Annotated in this window: 13 protein-coding genes; 5 read left to right on the plus strand and 8 right to left on the minus strand. The window is 70.1% G+C overall.

What is annotated here, in order from left to right; all coding sequences use genetic code 11:
* Positions 1 to 160 precede the first annotated feature (160 nt).
* The 5 genes from ABZ070_RS29465 to ehuB all read right to left on the minus strand — a co-directional run bounded on the left by ABZ070_RS29465 (position 161) and on the right by ehuB (position 4,092).
* The gene (locus tag ABZ070_RS29465) at positions 161 to 919 is read right to left on the minus strand and encodes an IclR family transcriptional regulator C-terminal domain-containing protein (RefSeq protein WP_356638387.1); all 759 of its coding nucleotides are present in this window, start codon (positions 917 to 919) and stop codon (positions 161 to 163) included.
* A gap of 168 nt (positions 920 to 1,087) precedes the next feature.
* Positions 1,088 to 1,864, minus strand: a complete 777-nt coding sequence (ehuA, locus tag ABZ070_RS29470) for an ectoine/hydroxyectoine ABC transporter ATP-binding protein EhuA (RefSeq protein ID WP_356638388.1) — start codon at positions 1,862 to 1,864, stop codon at positions 1,088 to 1,090.
* Complete coding sequence (gene ehuD, locus ABZ070_RS29475; RefSeq protein WP_356638389.1) at positions 1,854 to 2,504, minus strand: ectoine/hydroxyectoine ABC transporter permease subunit EhuD; 651 nt, start codon at positions 2,502 to 2,504, stop codon at positions 1,854 to 1,856. Before ehuD ends, ehuA begins: the two co-directional genes overlap by 11 nt.
* Positions 2,501 to 3,241, minus strand: coding sequence for an ectoine/hydroxyectoine ABC transporter permease subunit EhuC (gene ehuC / locus ABZ070_RS29480; protein WP_356638390.1), 741 nt, complete (start codon positions 3,239 to 3,241; stop codon positions 2,501 to 2,503). Before ehuC ends, ehuD begins: the two co-directional genes overlap by 4 nt.
* On the minus strand, positions 3,238 to 4,092 hold the full coding sequence (gene ehuB / locus ABZ070_RS29485; protein WP_356638391.1) for an ectoine/hydroxyectoine ABC transporter substrate-binding protein EhuB: 855 nt from the start codon (positions 4,090 to 4,092) through the stop codon (positions 3,238 to 3,240). The genes ehuC and ehuB overlap by 4 nt, the downstream gene beginning before the upstream one ends.
* Positions 4,093 to 4,161: 69 nt before the next feature.
* Between ehuB and ABZ070_RS29490 the strand changes: the two genes are divergently transcribed.
* Positions 4,162 to 4,662: a DUF3830 family protein gene (locus tag ABZ070_RS29490; protein ID WP_356638392.1), complete on the plus strand. Its 501-nt coding sequence runs from the start codon at positions 4,162 to 4,164 to the stop codon at positions 4,660 to 4,662.
* A gap of 11 nt (positions 4,663 to 4,673) precedes the next feature.
* On the opposite strand, the gene ABZ070_RS29495 is transcribed toward ABZ070_RS29490, so the two are convergent.
* Together ABZ070_RS29495 and ABZ070_RS29500 are read right to left on the minus strand one after the other, a co-directional pair.
* On the minus strand, positions 4,674 to 6,083 hold the full coding sequence (locus ABZ070_RS29495; RefSeq protein WP_356638393.1) for an amidase: 1,410 nt from the start codon (positions 6,081 to 6,083) through the stop codon (positions 4,674 to 4,676).
* Entirely contained in the window at positions 6,064 to 7,026 is a 963-nt protein-coding gene (locus ABZ070_RS29500; RefSeq protein ID WP_356638394.1) for a D-2-hydroxyacid dehydrogenase, read from the minus strand. Before ABZ070_RS29500 ends, ABZ070_RS29495 begins: the two co-directional genes overlap by 20 nt.
* 97 nt (positions 7,027 to 7,123) lie before the next feature.
* Here ABZ070_RS29500 and ABZ070_RS29505 point away from each other — a divergent pair, with 97 nt between their 5' ends.
* The 3 genes from ABZ070_RS29505 (at position 7,124) to ABZ070_RS29515 (ending at position 9,874) form a co-directional block, all read left to right on the plus strand.
* Positions 7,124 to 7,927, plus strand: coding sequence for an aspartate/glutamate racemase family protein (locus tag ABZ070_RS29505; protein WP_356638395.1), 804 nt, complete (start codon positions 7,124 to 7,126; stop codon positions 7,925 to 7,927).
* A complete protein-coding gene (locus ABZ070_RS29510; RefSeq protein WP_356638396.1) occupies positions 7,924 to 8,670 on the plus strand; it encodes a decarboxylase in 747 nt (248 codons plus the stop codon). The genes ABZ070_RS29505 and ABZ070_RS29510 overlap by 4 nt, the downstream gene beginning before the upstream one ends.
* A gap of 109 nt (positions 8,671 to 8,779) precedes the next feature.
* Positions 8,780 to 9,874: an LLM class flavin-dependent oxidoreductase gene (locus tag ABZ070_RS29515; protein WP_356638397.1), complete on the plus strand. Its 1,095-nt coding sequence runs from the start codon at positions 8,780 to 8,782 to the stop codon at positions 9,872 to 9,874.
* A 40-nt stretch (positions 9,875 to 9,914) separates the two neighbouring features.
* On the opposite strand, the gene ABZ070_RS29520 is transcribed toward ABZ070_RS29515, so the two are convergent.
* The gene (locus tag ABZ070_RS29520; RefSeq protein ID WP_356638398.1) at positions 9,915 to 11,747 is read right to left on the minus strand and encodes an EAL domain-containing protein; all 1,833 of its coding nucleotides are present in this window, start codon (positions 11,745 to 11,747) and stop codon (positions 9,915 to 9,917) included.
* A 391-nt stretch (positions 11,748 to 12,138) separates the two neighbouring features.
* Here ABZ070_RS29520 and ABZ070_RS29525 point away from each other — a divergent pair, with 391 nt between their 5' ends.
* A complete protein-coding gene (locus ABZ070_RS29525; protein WP_356638399.1) occupies positions 12,139 to 13,404 on the plus strand; it encodes a M6 family metalloprotease domain-containing protein in 1,266 nt (421 codons plus the stop codon).
* Positions 13,405 to 13,573: the final 169 nt, after the last annotated feature.

The following is a 13,573-nucleotide window of genomic DNA, read 5'->3' on the forward strand; positions in this document are numbered from 1 at the left end:
GAACCCCGGACCCGCTGATTAAGAGTCAGCTGCTCTAACCAACTGAGCTAGCGGCGCATCTTTTGTCTGCCGCTCGGCGGCCGACACGTAAATAGTACCTGGCCCGAAGGGGTGCTGCGGACCAGGTACTGAGAGCCTCGGGGCGGACCGCGGGCAGTCCCTAGATGGCCAGGGAGAGCACCACCGGAGCCGCCCTGCGGTTCAGGGTGTCGGCCGCCGACCGGAGCCGGTGCGCGTGCTCGACCGGGAGGGACAGCGCCAGGCAGCCCACCGCGGCGCCGGCCGTCAGCGGCACGGCCGCGCAGACCGTGCCCACCGCGTACTCCTGGAGATCCAGCACGGGGACCGTCGGCGGCTGGCTGTCCAGCTTGGAGAAGAGCAGTCGCTCGCTGGTGATCGTCCGCGAGGTGAGGCGGGCGATCTTGTGACGGGAGAGGTGGTCACGACGGCCGTTCACGTCGAGCTGGGTCAGCAGGCATTTGCCGACCGCGCTCGCGTGGGCCGCTGAGCGGAAGTCCACCCACTCGTTGACCTTCGGCGTGCGCGGACCGTCGGCGAACTGGGTGATCTTCACCTCGCCGTCGATGTAACGGCTGATGTAGACGGCGGCGCCCACCGAGTCACGGAGCTCGGTGAGGGTGTCCTGGAGTTTCGCCTCCAGTGCCTCCTGACGTGTCGCGCCCGAGCCGAGAAGGATCAGTGAGTCACCGATCACATAGGCTCCGTCGGAGACCTGCTCGACGTAGCCCTCGCGGCGCAGCATCGACAGCATGGGGGCGAGATGGCCGGTCGGCAGACCGGTCTCCCGTGCGATCTGGACGTCGGTGACACCGCCACCGTGCTTGGAGATCGTCTCGAGGACGCGCAAGACGTATTGCACCGAGTGGAACGGCGCGGTCGGCTCCGGCTTCAGCGCCACGGCTTTCCCCCTAGCAGGTTGTTACCGCAAGCTTCCGTACCACGATAGCGGTCAAGGGCCGTTTGAGGGGCGGCTGTTGGCGTAAATGATGCGGCGCCCCAGCGCCGTACGCTGGGGCGCATCACATTGGCATATGCCAGTGGCAGACCTGACCGGCGGAACGAGAGGTCAGAGCACCGCGCCGAGGAACTCGCGGGTACGTTCGTGCTCCGGATCCGAGAAGATTTTTTCCGGCGAGCCGGACTCGATCACCTTCCCGGCGTCGAACATCAGCACGTCGTCCGAGATGTCACGGGCGAAATTCATCTCGTGTGTCACACAGAGCATGGTGATGTCCGTGGTGCGCGCGATGTCCCGCAGCAGGTCGAGCACTCCGGCCACGAGCTCGGGGTCGAGTGCCGACGTCACCTCGTCCAGCAGCAGCACCTGGGGCCGCATCGCCAGCGCCCGGGCGATCGCCACCCGCTGCTGCTGGCCGCCGGACAGCTGTGTCGGCTTCGCGTCGCAGCGGTCGGCCAGACCCACCAGGTCGAGGAGCTCCTTGGCGCGGTGTTCCGCCTCGTCCTTGGAGAGGCCGAGCACCCGCACCGGCGCCTCCGTCAGGTTGCGCAGCACGGACATGTTGGGGAACAGGTTGAATTGCTGGAAGACCATGCCGATCTTCTTGCGCGCCTCGCGGCGCTCCTTCTCCGCGGCCGGAAACAGCCGGTTGCCGTTCACCTGGATCGAGCCCTCGTCGGGGCTCTCCAGCGTCATCAGCAACCGCAGGATCGTGGTCTTGCCGGAGCCGGACGGGCCGATCAGCGTGACGTGCTTGCCCGGGCGGACGGTGAAACAGAGGTCGTCGAGGACCGTGTTGTCGCCGAATCTCTTGGTGACGTTGTCGAACCGGATCAGCACGTCGTCGGCGTCGCGGGGGGTCGGGATCGTGAGGTCAGCGGACAAGGCGGCGCTCCAGGGCTCGTACGAGAAGAGAAGCCGGGTAGGCGATGAGGATGAAGGCGATGCCGATCAGGGTCAGCGGCTCGGTGTACTGGAACGTCGACGCACTCTCCAGCCGGGACTGCTGCAGCATCTCCAGCACGCCGATCGCGGCCAGCAGCGGAGTGTCCTTGAGCATCGCGATGACGTAGTTGCCGAGCGCCGGGGTGATCCGGCGGACCGCCTGCGGAAGGATCACCGCGATCCAGGTGCGGTGGGCGGGCAGGCTCAGCGCCGTGGCCGCCTCCCACTGGCCGGGCGGCACGGCGTCGATGCCGGCCCGGTAGACCTGCGCGGTGTACGTCGAGTAGTGCAGACCGATCGCGATCGTGCCGGTGGTCAGGGCGGAGAACTGGATGCCCCACTCCGGCAGCACGAAGTAGAGGAAGAACAGCTGCACCAGCAGCGGGGTCGTGCGGATGAACTCGGTCACGAGATTCACCGGCCAGCGGACGAACCGGGTCGGCGCCCTGAACGCCATCGCCCAGACGAGACCCAGCGTGAACGAGATCAGCGAGCCGAGCACCAGCACCTGCAGCGTGATCAGCACGCCGTCCCAGAAACGCGGCATGAAGTCCGCGATCGCGGACCAGTCCCAGGTCACTTGGAAGCACCCCCCGCCACGGCCGTACCGGCGAGCTTGTCCTCGGCGCGCTGGGCGACCATGCCGCGGAGCAGGCCCGGCTCCGGCTCGATGCCGATGTTTCGCTTCGCCTTCCGTTCCAGCGCCTTCATGGAACGCGTGAGGACGAACGCGAGCACGAAGTAGATGACCAGGCTGATGGTGTAGATCTGTGCGCTCTCCTGGGTGGCCAGCCGCACCAGGTAGGCGGCGAACGAGACGTCACCGACACCGAGCAGCGACACCAGCGCCGTGCCCTTGAGCAGTTCCACCAGCAGATTGCAGAACGACGGGATCATCTCGGGGACCGCCTGCGGCAGCAGGATCAGCCGCATCCGCTGCCAGGGCGTGAAGCTGAGCGCGACGCCCGCCTCGCGCTGGGAGACGGCCACCGAGTTCAGGGCGCCACGGACGATCTCGGCGCCGTACGCACCGTAGGACAGGCCGAGGGCGAGCACCGCGGCCCACATCGGCACGAGCTGCCAGCCCGCGAGCGGCGGGACCACGAAGAACAGCCAGAACATCAGGACCAGCGCCGAGGTGCCGCGGAAGATCTCGGTGTACAAGCCCGCGAGGAAGCGGACGGCAGGCGAGCGGTGGGTGCGGGCTATGCCGACCGCGAAGGCGACGAAGGCGGCCAGCGCCGCGCTGTAGACCAGTAGTTGAACGGTGATCCAGATACCGGGCAGCACCCAGTTCTGCCAGAGTCCGGCTGTCATCGGCACAGCTCCTCGGCAGTGAGGGTGGTCATCTCGTTCTTCGTGAAGCCGAACGGCTTCAGGATGCGGAAGAGCTCGCCGCTCTTCTTCATCTTGTGGATCTCGACGTTGAACGCGTCGCGCAGCTCGGTGTCGGTGGGGCGGAAGGCGAAGCCGCCGCCGTCGATCTGCCGCTCGCCGTCGACGACCGCCGCGAACGGCTCGGTCGCCTCGGCCTTCGAGCTCTTCTTCACCACCTCGCGGGTGGTCAGCGCGGTGCCCGCGAAGACGTCGACGCGCCCGGACTCGACGGCGTTCAGTCCGGCCACCTGGTCCTGCAGGATGACGATGTCCTTCTCCGGGATGCCGGCGGCGACCGCGTAACCGATCTCCGCGTAGCCCGTTCCGGTGGCGAATTTCGCCTTGGCCTTCACCACGTCCTCGTAGCTGCGCAGGTTCTTGGGGTTGCCCTTGCGCACGATGAACGAGTCGAGCATCTGGTACTCGGGGTCGGAGAAGATGACCTGCTCGCACCGTTCCTTGTTGATGTACATCCCGGCGGAGACGACATCGAACTGCTGGGAGTTGAGGCCTGGTATGAGGGACGCGAAGTCCGTCGCGACGGGCTGGATGCTGTCGATGCCGAGCCGTTTGAAGATGACCCGGGCCAGCTCGGGGGCCTCGCCCGTGAACTCGCCCTGGTCGTCGACGAAGCCGTACGGCACTTCGCCCGCGATTCCGAGCCGGACGGTTCCCTGCGTCTTCAACCGGGCAAGCGCATCACCGGAGGAGACGCGGCTGCAGCCTGCGGTGCCCCAGGCACCGAGCGCCCCGAGGGCCGCGGTGCCGAGCAGCAGACTGCGTCTGCTCATCGAACCTGCTTGTCTTGTACGAGCCATGGGCGCGCGGCTACCCGAGTCCCTGCGGGGTATGCGTATGAAATGGCCGACCGATACCTGACCGTTGCCCTGGACAAGCGCGGAGTGCGCTGCACCGCCCGGCTGCTGTCCGACAAAGCCCCTCTGACCTGCGACGCCGTGTGGGACGCGCTACCGCTGGCCGGAGATGTCTACCACGCGAAGTATGCGCGTAATGAGATCTATGCTCTGCTGCCGGCCTTCGCCGAGCAGGAGCCGCCGCTGGAGAACCCGACGGTGACCCCCATCCCGGGTGATCTGTGCTATTTCACCTTCACCGACGTGCAGTTGGGCACGGCGTCGTACGGCTACGAGGAGCGGGCCGCCCATCGCGGCCGCCCCACCGTCGTCGACCTCGCGCTCTTCTACGAACGCAACAACCTGCTGCTCAACGGCGACACCGGCTGGGTGCCCGGCATCGTCTGGGGCACCGTCGTCGAGGGCCTCGACGAGATGGCGGAGGCCTGCCAGGACCTGTGGCGCGCGGGCGCGGCGGGCGAGACCCTCAGTTTCCGGCGGGCATAGGCGCCGGACGCTCAGCTTCCTGCGGGCACGGCCGCGGGGATCCGGGCCGTGCCCGACTCGTAGAGGACGTGTGCGGCGCGCAGCACGAGGGCGTCCGCGTGCCGGGGGCCGACCAGCTGGACGCCGATCGGCAGACCGTCCTCGTCCACGCCGCACGGCACCGACGCCGCGGGCTGCTGCGTCAGGTTGAACGGGTAGGTGAAGGGCGTCCACCCCGTCCAGCGGTGGTGCCGGGAGCCTGCCGGGATTTCCGCGCCCGCCTCGAAGGCGGTGATCGGCAGCGTCGGCGTGACCAGCAGGTCGTACGAGGTGTGGAAGCGGCCCATCCGACGCCCCAGCGCCATCCGCGCGTCCACCGCGGCCAGATAGTCCAAGGCGCTGTAGTGCTCGCCGGCCGCGACGATCTCCCGCAGCCCCGGGTCCAGCAGCTCGCGCTGGTCCGCGCTCAGGTGCTGGACCAGCCGGGCCGCGCCGCTGAACCACAGGGTGTGGAAAGCTTCCACCGGGTCCGGCACGTCCGGATCGGACTCCTCGATGTAGGCGCCGGCGTCGGCGAGGGCGCCCACGGCCCGCCGTACCGCCGCGGCGACCGAGGACCGCACCGCCACCTGGCCGCCGAGCGACGGCGAGTAGGCGATCCGCAGGCCCTTGACTCCCTCGCCCAGGCCCGCGGCCACCTCCGTGGCCGGGCCCAGGTGCGACCAGTCCCGCCAGTCCTCGCCGCTCATCGCGTCGAGCATCAGCGCCGCGTCGGCCGCGTCCCGCGCCATCGGCCCGGCGTGCGCGAGCGTCCCGAACGGGCTGGACGGATACATCGGCACCCGCCCGTACGTCGGCTTCAGCCCGAAGATCCCGCAGAAGGAGGCCGGGATGCGCACCGAGCCCCCGCCGTCCGTCCCGACCGACAGCGCGCCCGCGCCCAGCGCCACGGCCGCCGCGCTCCCGCCGCTGGACCCGCCCGCCGTGCGCGTGGGGTCGTACGGATTGCCGGTCACGCCGTGCCGTGGCGAGTCGGTGACGCCCTTCCAGCCGAACTCGGGCGTCGTCGTCTTCCCGAGGAACACGGCGCCGTGCGCGCGCAGCCGGGCCACGGACGGCGCGTCCTCGTCCCAGGCGCCGTCCGCGCGGACCGTCCTCGAGCCGCGCAGAGTGGGCCCGCCGCGCTGGAGCAGGATGTCCTTCACCGTGACGGGCACTCCGTCGAGCAGCCCCTGCGGTTCGCGCCGGTGCCATCGCCGCGCCGACGCCTCCGCGCGGGTCAGGGCCTCTTCGGCGTCGACCCGGACGAAGGCGTTCACCAGCGGTTCCACGGCCTCGATCCGCTCCAGCGCCGCGCGGGTCGCGTCGACGGGGGAGAAGTCGCCCTTCTCGTATCCGGCCAGCAGTTGACGTGCGGTGAGGTCAGTCAGGCGAGTCGTCATGCATGGGGACGTACCCACGTTTCTTGTCCACCACGTTCGGCAGGGGCTTTCCGGCCGCCCAGAGTTCGTACATCTCCACGAACTGCTCGCCCAGCCGGTCCCGCCAGCCGACCGTGTCGCCGCTCATGTGCGGGGACACGATCAGACCGGGCACGTCCCACAGCGGGCTGTCGGGGGCGAGCGGCTCGTGCTCGAACACGTCGAGGGCCGCGCCCGCGATCCACCGTTTGTCCAGTGCTGCCGCCAGGTCGCTCTCGACGACGAGCGGGCCGCGGCCCACGTTGATGAAGTGGGCGGAGGGCTGCATCAGATCGAAACGCCGCGCGTCGAACATGCCGCGGGTGTCGTCGGTGAGCGGCGCAGCGCACACCACCCAGTCGGCCCGTGCCATCAGCGGATCGAGGTCGCGCACGCCGTGGATGCCGGTGCGCGCGGTGCGGCCGACGAGCGCGGTCCTGACGCCGATCGCCTTGAGCATGCGCGCCGTCGCCCGGCCAATGGGCCCGGCGCCGACCACCAGGGCCCGCGTCCCGGCCACGCCCAGGCCTTCGCGGTGACGCCAGCGCCGCTGCCGCTGGAGCTCCAGCGTGCCCGGCAGGTCCTTGGCCATCGCCAGGACAAGAGCCGCCACGTACTCGGCGATCGGTACCTCGAAGATGCCACGGGCGTTCGTCACGACGGTGTCGGATTCGGCCAGTTCCGGACAGAGCAGCCGGTCGACGCCCGCGCTCGGGGTGTGCACCCAGCGGGGCCGCGGCCCCTCGCCGGGCCAGGCGAGACGGACCGCGTCGGAGGTGAAGTTCCACACCAACAAGGCGTCCGACAAGGGGAGTTGGGCGGCGAGTGTGTCTTCGTCCGCGTACGTGACGCGGACCCGCCCGGTGAGCCTGCCGAGCCGCGGAGGGGGGTCCGCGGCCAGTACGAGAAGTGTCGGTTCGGACATCGGGCGGAGACCGCTTTCCTCACGTCTGACATGTACGGATTGACCACGCTCGCACCCGAACCTACCGTCGTCAACAAGACACCAAGGGGGCCTGGCGATGGATGTCTCCTTTCTCGGCGGACCACAGCCGCAGCACGGCATCGGTGTGGTCGCCCCGTTCGACTTCGCGCTGGACCGGGAGCTGTGGCGCTGGGTTCCCGACGACGTCTCGCTGCGGCTGACACGCACCCCTTTTGTGCCGGTCGGGGTCTCCCTCGACCTGGCCCGACTGGTGAGCGAGCACGAGACGCTGCGCGAGGCGGTGAGGGCTCTCGGGGCGTCCGAGCCCGAGGTCATCGCCTACGCCTGCACCTCCGGCAGTTTTGTCGGAGGCATCGCGGGGGAACGCGCCATGTGCGAGGTGATGAACTCCGCGGGTGAGGTGCCCTCACTCACCACCTCGGGGGCGCTGCTCCAAGCGCTCGAAGAGCTGGGCGCCGGCCGGATCGCCCTGCTGACGCCCTACACCGAATCCGTCACCCGGGCACTGGAGGAATATCTGGGAGAAGCTGGAGTGACGGTGACGGGCTGCGCCTTTCTCGGCCTGACCCGGCACATCTGGAAAGTGCCGTACCGGGCGGTGGTCGACATGGCGCGCGAGGCGGTGGTCGGCGCGGCCGACGCACTGTTCATCAGTTGCACCAATCTGCCGACGTACGACGCGATCCCGCAGTTGGAGGCCGAGCTGAGGATGCCGGTGCTGTCCGCCAACCAGGTGACGATGTGGGCCGCGCTGCGCACTCTCGGCGCCCGCGCCGTCGGCCCCTACCAGGCGCTGCTGATGGAGCCGGAGGCCATGAGCGGGACGCTGCCCGACGCACAGCCCGAGACGCAGCCGGAAGAACAGGAAGGCTGGACATGACCACGGTCGGACTTCTCTACCCGGGACACTCCGCGGAGGACGACTACCCACGGCTCGAAGTACTGCTCGACAGCGACATCAGGCTTCCGATCGTCCACACCGACATCGGTGAGGACGCGCACCGCGTGGACGCGCTGCTGAAGATGGGATCTCCCGAGCGGCTCGCCGCGGGCGTCGAGGCGCTGCGCCTGGAGGGAGCCGAGTCGGTGGTGTGGGCCTGCACCAGCGGCAGCTTCGTCTTCGGGTGGGAGGGCGCCCACGAGCAGGTCCGCGCCCTCGCCGAGGTGGCGGGGATGCCCGCGTCCAGCACCTCCTTCGGCTTCGCGCACGCCGTGCGGCATCTGGGCACGCCGCGGGTCGCGATCGCCGCGACCTATCCGGCGGACGTCACCGAGCACTTCGCGGAGTTCCTCGAGAAATCCGGCGCCGTGGTGGTCTCCGGCAGGGACGCCGGCATCCTCACGGCGGCCGAGGTGGGCACCTGGGGCCGCGAGGAGGTGCTGGAGCTCGCACGCTCGGCCGACCACCGGAACGCCGACGTGCTGCTGATGCCGGACACGGCCCTGCACACCGTCGCGTACCTCGCCGACCTGGAGGCGGAGCTCGGCAAGCCGGTCGTCACCGCCAATCAGGTCACCGTGTGGGAGGGCCTGCGGCTGGCCGACCGGCGCGCGTGGGCGAACGGGCTGGGCACGCTGTTCGCCCGGCCGGACCATGTGGCGGACCTGGTGGACGTCAAGTGATCGAGCGTCCGGCATCCGATCGCGGCGGAACCGCTCCGACGGAATAAACGGAGAGGCCCTCCTGTTGACTGTTGGCGGTACGTACGACAGACGCAGGAGGGCCCCACCGGTGAACGTAAGAGCAGTGGACGAGATACGAGGCACAGCGGCCGGAGACGCCCCCGTGCCCCTGTCCGTGCTCGACCTCGTGACGGTCGGCAGCGGCCGCACCGCCACGGACGCGCTGCGCACCAGCGTGGAGATCGCCCGTCTCGCCGAGCGCCGCGGCTACCACCGGCACTGGGTCGCCGAGCACCACTCCATGCCCGGCGTCGCCTCGTCGTCCCCGGCCGTGATCCTCGCCCACCTGGCCGCCCACACCGAGCGCATCCGACTCGGCTCCGGCGGCGTGATGCTGCCCAACCACGCACCGCTGGTGATCGCGGAGCAGTTCGGCACCCTGGAGGCGCTCGCCCCGGGACGCGTCGACCTCGGCCTCGGACGGGCGCCCGGCACGGACGGGGCGACGGCGGCGGCGCTGCGGCGCAGCGGTCGCCAGAACGAAGGCGCGGACGACTTTCCCCAGCAACTCGCCGAGCTGACCCGCTTCCTGGACGACGACTTCCCGGACGGGCACCCGTACTCCCGTATCCACGCGGTGCCGGGTCCCGTCCAGGCCACCTCGCCCGGCGGCGTCCAGTCCCCGGGCCGCCCGCCCGTCTGGCTGCTCGGGTCGTCCGGCTTCAGCGCCCGACTGGCCGGAGTGCTCGGGCTGCCGTTCGCCTTCGCCCACCACTTCTCCGCGCAGAACACGATCCCGGCGCTGGACCTGTACCGCGAGTCCTTCCGGCCCTCCGCGGTGCTCGACGCCCCGTACGCCCTGATCGGCGTCGCGGCGCTCGCCTCGGACGACGAGAAGGAGGCCCGGCGCCAGGTCCTGACGGGCGCGCTGTCGATGGTGCGCCTGCGGACCGGCCGGCCGGGGCTGATCCCCACCCCGGAGGAGGCGGAGCAGTACGCCTTCAGCTCCTTGGAAAGGGAGTTCGTCGACAGCTGGCTGAGCAACGTCGTGCACGGCACGCCGGACGCGGTACGGACCGGCCTGGACGACCTCCAGAAGCGCACCGGCGCGGACGAGCTGATGATCACGGCGAATGCGCACGGCGCCAAGGCGCGGGTGCGCAGCTACGAGCTGATCGCCGACGCGTACGGGCTGCAGGGCTGAGCGCCGGCGAACGAGGAGCGGCGGTCCGGGCGCAGCGGAGTCAGCCCGAGGCCGCCGCGCGCGCCGGTCGCGGGTCCGCGCCGAGCATCTCCGCGATGCGGTCCGGGCCCACGGCCCGTGAGTACAGCCACCCCTGCCCCGTGTCGCAGCCGATCCTTCGCAGCCGGGAGGCCTGCCCCGAGGTCTCCACGCACTCCGCCGTGACCGTCAGGCCCAGCCGGTGCGCCAGCTCCACCAGGGCCTGGACGATCGTCTCGTCGGCCGGGTTGGCGTGGGCCTCGTCCTGGAAGCCGCGGACAAACGTTCCGTCGAGCTTCAGTACGGATACCGGCAGCCGGCTCAGGTAGGCCAGGTTCGAGTAACCGGTGCCGAAGTCGTCGATCGCGATGTGCACGCCCATGTCGCTGAGCGCCTGCAGCGCCTGGAGCGGCCGGCCGGCGGAGCCCATCACGGCCGACTCGGTGAGCTCGAGCTGCAGCAGATGGGCGGGCAGGCCCGTCTCCGCCAGGATTTCGGCCACATCGGCGACCAGGTCGGAGTCCCAGACCTGCCGCACCGCGACGTTGACGCTGACGAACAGCGGCGGCACGTCCGGGTGGTCGAGCTGCCACTGCCTGGCCTGCCGGCACGCCGTACGCAGCACCCACTGCCCGAGCTGCACGATCGAGCCGTCCTCCTCCGCGATGGCGACGAACCGATTCGGCGTGAGCGTGCCGAACTGCGGGTGGTTCCAGCGCACGAGCGCCTCCACGCCCCGTGTCACTCCGTCGGCCATGCCCACCAAGGGCTGGTACTCGAGCGTGAACTCCCCGCGCTCAACCGCCGGGCGCAGCATGGACGAAAGCGCCTGCCGGGTCATCCGGTGCGCGTTGCGCTCCGGGTCGAACAGGGTCCAGCGGGACTTGCCGTCCTCCTTCGCCCAGTAGAGCGTCGTGTCCGCGGCCTGCATGAGTCCCGTCGCGCTCGTGCCCGCCGCCGCGCGCTCCACCACGCCGATCGACGCCGAGACCGACAGGCGCTGCCCGGACAGGTCGAACGGCTGCTGGAGCGCGGCCAGCACGGACTTGGCGAGGTCGGCGACCTGTTCCGTGCCCGTGGAGTCCTCGACGAGGATCGCGAACTCGTCACCGCCGAGCCGTGCCACGAGATGACCGCCGCTGCGCCCGCAGTTGTTGGCCTCCGCGCACTCCGTCAATCGGGTGGCGACGGCCGCGAGCAGCCGGTCGCCGACACGGTGCCCGAGGGTGTCGTTGACGGCCTTGAAGCCGTCGAGATCCAGATAGCAGAGACCGATCCGGCCCGTCGAGCCCTGGTCGTACGGGGACGACTCGAGCGCGGCGGAGAGCCGCTCGAAGAACAGGGTGCGGTTGGGCAGCCGGGTCACCGGGTCGTGCATCTGGAGGTGCCGCAGCCTCGCCCGCAGTTCGCGCCGGTCGCTGATGTCGGAGACCGACAGCAGCACGGTGGTGCTGTCGGGCACCGGGGCGACGGTCACCTCGGCCCACAGCGCACGGCCGTCCGGGTGTTTGAGGCGGCGCGTGCAGCGGAACCGGGAGCGCCGGCCGCGCAGCACCTCGCGGTAGGCGTGCCAGGTGCGGGCGTCGGAGGCCAGGTCGATCAGGTCGGCCGCGTTCTGGTCGCGCAGCTCCGTGGAGCGGGTGCCCAGCAGGGCGGCGAGGGCGTCGTTGGCGCTGATCACCAAACCCTCGTTGTCGACCACGGCCATGGCCAGCTGTGCCGCGTTGAAGGCGGCCCGGTAGTCGCGCAGTTCGGTGGAACTCCGGCCGAAGCTGTGACGCTCCGTGACCGACGGTCGGACGCTTCCGGGGACTGCGACGCCCGCGGGCCCTTGTCCTTCGGAGGTTCCGCTCACCGCTCACTCCCGCAGTGCAGTTGTGTCGTACAGGGTCGTACAAATGTGGTCGAGGGATGGCCCGCCGAGGCAGTCGGCGAAGAAATCCAGCAAGAACTCGGGGAAAGTGTGCCGATCATAGAGGCAGCCGACGAGACCGTTCCAGCGTGACCATCATGCGACAGGGCCTCCGGGGGAGACGGTCGATCGTTTCTGCGCGGGTCTGAACGGGGCTCTGCCGACCCCTGACCGAATGTGACTTTCCGTGAGCCATCGGAGTGTCGTCGGGTCTCGGCCCGGCATCGGGCGGGTGTCAGGTCGGTCACCCGAGTGGGGCACCGGAACAGGGCGTACCACCAGAAAACATCACAGGGTGGGTGAGGCATCCCGCATTCCGCAGCCGGAGGTCTACGTGGAGGGTCAGCAGTCGCCCGAGGGAACACCCGGGAGAGTGGAACGAGTGCGTCTGCGAAGCGCCGCGGCCGCACTCACTTCTCTCATGGCGTTCGCGGCAACCTCCCTCGTGGCGGGCCCCGCCGTCGCCTCCACCACCGGCGGCCCCTGCGCGCTGCCCAGGACCCACGCCCACCACTCCCTCGGCCTCGACACGTGGAACGGTGCGTACACCCGGCCGGCCACCCGGCTCGACGCGGTCATGATCTTCCTGAAGTTCCCGGACTCCGAGCCGCTGTACTCGCCCGAGGAACTGGCCGCCGACCACTTCCCCGCCACCAGCGACTTCTTCCGGCAGGCCTCGTACGGGAAGTTCGCGCTGCGCTCGCATCCGCTGAACGAGTGGATGCAGATGCCGAAGCCTTCCGTCGCCTACGCGATAAAGCGCGACTGGGAGCCCGAGCGGCGCGCCGCGTACCTGCGGGACGCCGTCGCCGCGGCTGACGCCCGGGTCGACTTCTCCGCGTACGACATCGTCTACCTGGTCGCCGACCCCGACGCCCCCGGCGTCGACTCCGACGCGACCAAGGTCGTCAACTTCGACCGCCCCCTGCGGGCGGACGACACCGACATCAGGCGGGTCGTCACCGTCTTCGAACGCCACCCACCGGACCGCAACGTGCTCGCCCACGAGACCGGCCACGTCTTCGACCTTCCCGACCTCTACCACCGGCCGGGGGACGGCAACGGTGACTGGGACACCCACGTCGGCGACTGGGACGTCATGGGCAGCCAGTTCGGACTCGCCCCCGACCTGTTCGCCTGGCACAAATGGAAGCTGGGCTGGCTGAGCCGCTCCGAGGTGCTGTGCGTCACGGCGGAGCCGGGCGGGGATCTGGTGACCCTCGAACCGGTGGCCGCCGCGCCCGTACGCGGCGGGAGCATCGGCACCCGCCTCGCGGTGGTGCGGACCGGCCCCAATGCCGCGCTCGCGATCGAGGCCCGCGGGGCCACCGGCAACGACGCGTACACGTGCACGGAGGGCGTACTGCTCTACCGCGTCGAGGGTGAGACGGCGTCCGGCGGCGGACCCGTCAAGGTCGTCGACACCCATCCGGAGACGGAGGCGTGCTGGGAGGAGTCGGTCTACCCGCCGCTCGCGGACGCGCCGCTGGGGGTCGGCGAGACCTTCACCATGCCGGGTCCGCCCGGCGGGCGGGCGCGGGTGGAGGTCGCGGAGCGGACGCAGACGGGGGCGTGGACCGTGAAGATCACGACTGCTTAGGGGCGCTCCGGCGTCCTTCGGCGGCCTCCGGTCCCTCCGGCGGCACGAAAACGGCGGCACGAAAAAGCTCGCACGAAAAAGGTCCCTCGCTTTCGCGAGGGACCTTTTCCCGTCTGTGCGCCGCCAGGGACTCGAACCCCGGACCCGCTGATTAAGAGTCAGCTGCTCT

The organism is Streptomyces sp. NPDC006283 (assembly GCF_040613325.1).
In the GTDB taxonomy this organism is placed as follows: Bacteria; Actinomycetota; Actinomycetes; order Streptomycetales; family Streptomycetaceae; genus Streptomyces.

What these genes read in the sequence shown, in the direction of transcription:
- ehuC (WP_356638390.1), bottom strand. Translation starts at nt 3,241, where the DNA reads ATGACAGCCGGACTCTGGCAGAACTGGGTGCTGCCCGGTATCTGGATC.
- ehuB (WP_356638391.1), bottom strand. Translation starts at nt 4,092, where the DNA reads ATGAGCAGACGCAGTCTGCTGCTCGGCACCGCGGCCCTCGGGGCGCTC.
- ABZ070_RS29490 (WP_356638392.1), top strand. Translation starts at nt 4,162, where the DNA reads ATGGCCGACCGATACCTGACCGTTGCCCTGGACAAGCGCGGAGTGCGC.
- ABZ070_RS29495 (WP_356638393.1), bottom strand. Translation starts at nt 6,083, where the DNA reads ATGACGACTCGCCTGACTGACCTCACCGCACGTCAACTGCTGGCCGGA.
- ABZ070_RS29500 (WP_356638394.1), bottom strand. Translation starts at nt 7,026, where the DNA reads ATGTCCGAACCGACACTTCTCGTACTGGCCGCGGACCCCCCTCCGCGG.
- ABZ070_RS29505 (WP_356638395.1), top strand. Translation starts at nt 7,124, where the DNA reads ATGGATGTCTCCTTTCTCGGCGGACCACAGCCGCAGCACGGCATCGGT.
- ABZ070_RS29510 (WP_356638396.1), top strand. Translation starts at nt 7,924, where the DNA reads ATGACCACGGTCGGACTTCTCTACCCGGGACACTCCGCGGAGGACGAC.